Origin of the sequence: Streptomyces sp. NPDC002730, from assembly GCF_042888805.1 — a bacterium.
GTDB lineage: Bacteria > Actinomycetota > Actinomycetes > Streptomycetales > Streptomycetaceae > Streptomyces.
In genome coordinates, this window is sequence record NZ_JBIAQG010000046.1 from 1 (window position 1) to 4,629 (window position 4,629).

Genomic DNA, 4,629 nt, shown 5'->3' on the forward strand with positions numbered 1-4,629 from the left:
GCTGCCTGAGCGATCGGCCTACGTGCCGACCCATCCGCTGGGCTGCCACCGCCCACGCATCAGCGACCGAATCGTCTTCGACAAGACGCTGCAGCTCCTGCGATTCGGCTGTTCCTACGGGGCGATCGCCGACACGACCTGCTCGGCCACCACGATCCGCAACCGTCGTGACGAGTGGATCCGGCTGGGCATCTTCGCCAAACTCAAGCAAATCGCGCTGGAGTCCTACGACCGCATCGTCGGCCTCGTCCTGGAGCAGATCGCCATCGACGGCTCCATCACCAAAGCCCCCGGCGGCGGTGAGGTCGCAGGGCGATCACCGGTCGATCGCAGCAAACAGGGCCTGAAGCGTTCCGGCATGACGGATGGTTACGGGATCCCACTGGGCCGCGTGCTGGCTGGAGCGAACCGCCACGACTCCCCGCTGCTCGCCCCCGACCCTGGACCGCCTGGACGAGCTGGGACCGCTGCCCGACGACATCACCGTGCACCTGGACGCCGGCTACGACTCTGACAAGACCCGCGCCCTGCTCGACGAACGTGGCCTGCACGGCCGCATCGCGCACAAGGGTGAGAAGGCGCCGATCCAGGCAAGTCAGAGGTGGCATGTCGAAAGGACCCACGCCTGGCAGAACGCCTTCCACCGCCTCGCCCGCTGCTACGAGCGCCGGGCCACCGTCATCGACGCCTTCTTCGATCTGGCCGACACCATCATCACCGTGCGCAGCCTGATCCGTCGGGCATGGACGACCCACCGCTGGGACGAACGCCCGAACCGCCGCCCATGACCCCACACCTATCCGCGCGACTCTCTAAATGGTTGCTCAGTCACTTGGGGGAGCTCATCCATTTCAGACTCTCCGGGGCCGCTCGAACCGCCGACATCGCCCTGCATCCGCCACTGGCTGCCGGGGCTTCAATCTGCCACAGTCAGTAGCGAACCGGCTCTTGGGCCAGACCGACGAGGTCGGGATCCGGGGGTTCGCGGCTTACGCGACCGTCTGCGCGAGAGTGGGCGAGGCGCTCTCGTCGGGAACGCGAATGCGGGCGAGATCGTCGAGGAGGCCCGTGAGCCAGACCAGAACGTCGACGAGCTGCAGCTGCTGACGGCTCGATCCGACATTTGCGACGGGGATGCCCGCAGAGTCGAGCACCTTCGGCACACCATCGACCCGGCTCGGGGGAGAACTGCGGCCCTTGCACATGTCCTCGGCCAGATCCGCGCACTCCGCCTCCACCCGGCAGGCCACCGCTTCCAGGGAGGCGACGGCCTGGTGCCCAGGCACGGGCCATCCGGAACGACACCGTTCAACTAGAGTCTCTGCGCCTTCCACCATCTGTTGGGCTGTCATGAGCGCCGCCTGCCAGTCGATGCCCGCCATGCGAGGATCGTGACGTTCCGTCTGGAACTGCGCGTATGACGCCTCCGCCAGGAACAGGACGTGACGGGCCCGCGGCAGCGTCTCCTGCGAGGAGGCTGCGCCGATCAGCACCGGAACGGCTTCTCGGGCCGCGGCTGACGAGGCGAGCAGAGAGGTGGCGACAGCGCGGCGCATCTCACCGCCACCCCCACGCGGCCAGGCGAGCAGACCCATCACAGTTCCCGTGAGCCCCCCGATGAGGACGTCGAAGAAACGAGTCTCGGCCAGCTGCCAGCCTGCCGAGGCGACCTGGCTGAAGAGGATGGCGATCACGATGGTGAACAGGCCCTGCATCCAGGCCAGCCCCAGGATCGGGCCCACGACGAAGCTCACAAGCATGGCGAGGGGAAGCAGGGCGGCGTAGACGTCCGGCCGCGGGCCGACGAGTGCCAGCAGGAAAGCGGCCACCAGAGCCCCGCAGAGCGTCCCGATGAGGGCAGGGCGCAGCGCCGTACGCGTGTCGGCAGCGGACGTCCGCATGAGCGTGAGGGTGGCCAGGAGTGTCCAGAAACCGTGCGACAGGTCCAGGCCCCCGGCGATCAACCGGGCGACAGCGAGCGCCGCAGCGATCCGCAGTGCGCTCTGGAAGTATACGGAACGGGGTGTGAGGCTCCTGGTGAACCGCACCCACCACAGCCGCCACGCGGGCTCGTAGGCGTACCAGAACGGGCCTGGACGCTCCCCTGCAGGAGTGAGGTCCGGCGGAACGGAGGCACGTACGGCGATCCGTACCGCTGTCACCAGAGAGTGCGTGCCGCGGGCGATGCCGAGGGCCACCGCGCTGCTGTGCAGCGCCTCCGTGCCCATGCCTTGTGACAGCAGCCGGTCACAGGCTTGTGTACGCGCGGCCTCGAAAGCGGTGATCGCGTCGTCCAGAGCGTCCAGCGACGGCGGCCGGGCTTCACTCACCGTCAGGGAACGTGCGGCGTGATCCAGAGCGTCCGCCTGCTGACACAGCAGCCGCGCAGCGTCGGGATTGTGCGGCGGCGAAGTTCCGGGGCGTGGCAGCAGCCGGGTGGAGAGCCCCCATACGAAGCGGAGCGCGGAGGCCGCGCGCGTCACGGCCTGGTCGTGCCTTCCCGCCGAGGCAGGCCGCTCCGCCGCCGGGATATGCAAGGGCCGCAGCGCCTCCGCCTTCTCGGCCGCGGCTTGTCGGAGGTGGTTCACCCGCTCTGGCAGTGACGGTCGGCCGTCGAGGACGTCCGCGGCGCTCTTGAGGTACCGGGCCACGTGCTCCATGGTGTCCGCGAGCCGCTGCTCGTAGCGCATGGGGGACGGATCGGGCCACACCAGCACCTCCCCTGCTGCCATCAGCGCCACACCCAGGGTGAGACCGATCAGCCGCGAGACCAAGGTCTCCGGCAAGTAGGGAGGAAAACAGGACAACATGTAGAAGAGGTGCAGACCGGTGGCAAGCCCGACCAGGCGAGGCCCGCCCACGGCGGCGTAGGCCACGGCGAAACCCAGCACCAACATCCCGCCTGCAGCCAACCAGGTGTCAACCGCCAGCAGGGTGCCGGCCGTGACCAGCACGCAACCGGCGGGCACTGCCGCGAGCAACGTCCGTGCCCGACGGGAGGGCGGCCCCGGTACGTGCGCCAGCACACCCATGGCGACGGCCCCGAAGATTGCGTACGTCGCCATGACGGTATCGCCCACGCCGTAGCGACAGCTGTAGAAGACAAGACACCCCACGAGGGTCACCCGCACCGAGCGCCGAGTCACCAAGAGACCCGGGTCCCGAGCCCGAAGCAGATGAAGAGGTCTCAGCATGCCAAATCCTCCTCGCGCGCCACATGGCTCAGCCGCTCACTGAGAGGGGCGGACGACTCCGCCGCCCGGACGCTACTGCCTGGCCGGCACGCTCCTCGGCTTCCACGCGGTCGTCGTCTGGATTTCGGCGCCCCGCCGGGGCGCAACCACCCCAATGCGTCGTCGGTGCGGGCGGGGTCGCCTGGCGCGGGTTGCGCCCTGCATCCCGGTCGACTGTCAGAAAGCACCATTGTGGTTCAGCGGCTCTGACGGGATCGCGGCGTGGACTCCCCAGTGCTCGGCGATCCGCCCGTCGTTGACCCGGAACAAGTCGTAAAGGGCGTACGGAGCGTCGTCGTACGCCCCCTCGCACTGAGCGAAGGCGAACTCTCCCTCGGCCAGAACCCGGTGAACGGTCCCGTAGCGCACACGGGATGCCGAGGGGCCGACAGGTTCCGGATCAGCGTGTACGCCGGGCAGATGCGGGCCGTGTTCCACATAGCCGCGCAGGTCGACGAATTCGTCCCTTCTTCCGTATTCGCGGGCGACGAGGACGCTTTGAGTGAACGCATCCACAACCCGGCGACTGCCCTCTGTCATCTCCGGCCGTCCGATGTCGGCGGGACCGTCGGTCTGGGACGGGCGGCCGTGACTGTTCGACTGCGGGTAGGGAGCCAGAGCGTCCCAGTGTTCCACGAGGCGTCCGTCCCTCACACGGAAGAGATCGAACGCCACGCTGGGCTCGGATCCGATGCCGCGCAGAACGCCGTGCAGGAGTACGAGGTCCTCATCCGCCAGCAGTCGGACCAGCTCGTAGTCGAAGCCGTCCGGCAGGGACAGCACCAGCTGTCGGAGAGCATCGCGCCCGTCCCTGGCGAGCGGACTGTGTTGCAGATACTCGGGGGCGACATACCGGTCCACCGCTTCAGCATCGCGGCCGATGAACATGTCGTTCACCACGTCGACCATGAGCTTTTTCGTGTCCATCGTCTTTCCCTCCGCGTACTGAGCGAGGCCGACCGATTAAGGGCCATCGGGTCACACCGGACGAATGACTGGCGGAGACAGCCCTTCTCCAGAGCGGAAGACCGCGGTGCCTGACGAGCGCCGTCGGCCAAGGCAAGGTGCCCGCGCGCGTCCCTCCTCCGACACAGTAGGTCAGGCCGACTTCTGCATCACGTCACGAACCGCCGAACCTCGCTTGCGGGTGACGTCCACCCAGGGCAACGTCCGACATTCATCCGAACGGGGTGACGCGCTGCCCTCGCTTGCATAGATGGCCATCACCCCCAATGCCTTGCCGAGTACGGCGCATCACACTGAGCGGTCTTGCGTAAGAGGTCGCGCGGATAGGTGCGGGGTCATGGGCGGCGGTCCGGGCGTTCGTCCCAGCGGTGGGTCGTCCGTGCCCGACGGATCAGGCTGCGCACGGTGATGATGATGTCGGCCAGATCGA

2 protein-coding genes and 2 pseudogenes are annotated in these 4,629 nt (G+C 67.9%); 1 reads left to right on the forward strand and 3 read right to left on the reverse strand.

The annotated features are described in order from the left end of the window. The first annotated feature begins 1 nt into the window (after position 1). Positions 2–788: pseudogene (locus tag ACFYXH_RS42150) on the forward strand (IS5 family transposase). Positions 789–989: 201 nt separating this feature from the next. On the opposite strand, the gene ACFYXH_RS42155 reads toward ACFYXH_RS42150, so the two are convergent. From ACFYXH_RS42155 to ACFYXH_RS42165, 3 genes and pseudogenes are all read right to left on the reverse strand, one after another. Then, positions 990–3,065: an FUSC family protein gene (locus tag ACFYXH_RS42155; protein WP_389575088.1), complete on the reverse strand. Its 2,076-nt coding sequence runs from the start codon at positions 3,063–3,065 to the stop codon at positions 990–992. A gap of 345 nt (positions 3,066–3,410) precedes the next feature. Continuing rightward, positions 3,411–4,160: a nuclear transport factor 2 family protein gene (locus ACFYXH_RS42160; RefSeq protein WP_389575091.1), complete on the reverse strand. Its 750-nt coding sequence runs from the start codon at positions 4,158–4,160 to the stop codon at positions 3,411–3,413. Between the two features lie 374 nt (positions 4,161–4,534). Continuing rightward, a pseudogene (locus ACFYXH_RS42165) lies at positions 4,535–4,629 on the reverse strand (IS5/IS1182 family transposase); the annotation flags it as partial.